At 61.9% G+C, this 1,220-nt stretch carries 1 protein-coding gene and 1 pseudogene; both read left to right on the forward strand.

What is annotated here, in order from left to right:
• Positions 1-445: pseudogene (locus JX325_RS17185) on the forward strand (V-type ATP synthase subunit B); the annotation flags it as partial.
• A 13-nt stretch (positions 446-458) separates the two neighbouring features.
• Entirely contained in the window at positions 459-1,172 is a 714-nt protein-coding gene (locus JX325_RS17190; protein ID WP_204792225.1) for a V-type ATP synthase subunit D, read from the forward strand.
• Positions 1,173-1,220 lie beyond the last annotated feature (48 nt).

Here is a 1,220-nt window from a genome sequence, read left to right on the forward strand (position 1 = left end):
CCCCATCCCCGACCTGACGGGCTATATCACCGAGGGCCAGATCATCCTCGCCCGGTCCCTGTACCGCCAGGGCATCCATCCCCCCGTGGACGTGCTGCCCTCCCTGAGCCGTTTGAAGGACAAGGGCGTGGGCAAGGGCAAGACCCGGGAGGACCATGCCGACACCATGAACCAGCTCTTCGCGGCCTACTCCACCGGCAAGGACAACAAGGAATTGATGTCCATCCTGGGCGAGGCGGCCCTGACTCCCACGGACCTGCTGTACGCCAAGTTCGCCGACGAGTTCGAGCGGCGCTACGTGAACCAGGGCTATGAGGAGAACCGGTCCATCGAGGAGACGCTGAACCTGGGCTGGGAGCTCCTCAGCATCCTGCCCAAGGCGGAGCTGAAGCGCATCAAGCCGGAGCTGATCGAGAGGTACTGGCCGAAAAAAGACGAGCAGTAAGGAGGGGTGAGCCATGGCGAATATCACGGTAAGCCCCACCCGGATGGAGCTCACCCGCCTGAAGGGCAAGCTGCGCACCGCCCAGCGGGGCCACAAGCTGCTGAAGGACAAGCGGGATGAGCTGATGAAGCAGTTCCTGGAGACGGTCCGGGAGGTCCGGGCCCTCCGGGCCGAGGTGGAGGAGGAGCTGATGAGGGTCCACGGGGCCTTCACGGTGGCCTCCGCCCTGATGAGCTCCGAGGCCATGGAGCAGGCCCTGCTGTACCCGAAGCAGAGCGTGGTCCTGACCCAGACCACCCAGAATATCATGTCCGTCAACGTGCCGGTGTACGACTTCCAGACCCAGACCCGGTCGGACTCCGACATCTATCCCTACGGCTTCGCGGCCACGTCCGGCGAGCTGGACACGGCGGTGGACGCGCTGGGGAAGGTGTTCCGCAAGCTCTTGAAGCTGGCGGAGATCGAGAAGTCCGCCCAGCTGATGGCGGAGGAGATCGAGAAGACCCGGCGGCGGGTCAACGCACTGGAGTATGTGATGATTCCCAATACCCAGGAGGCGATCCGGTATATCAACATGAAGCTGGATGAAAACGACCGCGCGACCACCATCCGGCTTATGAAGGTGAAGGACATGATTTTGAAGGAATCCCTGGAAGAGAAGCGGGCTGAAACCGCTAGAGCCATAAGGACTTTCGGGGATTCGAGTGAGGCGCCGTCAGAGGTTTAAGGGGTAGCTGTACCGCTTATTTACCGCTTCTAGGATGGGCCTAAAATG

Origin of the sequence: Oscillibacter sp. CU971 (assembly GCF_905219725.1) — a bacterium.
GTDB lineage: Bacteria > Bacillota > Clostridia > Oscillospirales > Oscillospiraceae > Oscillibacter.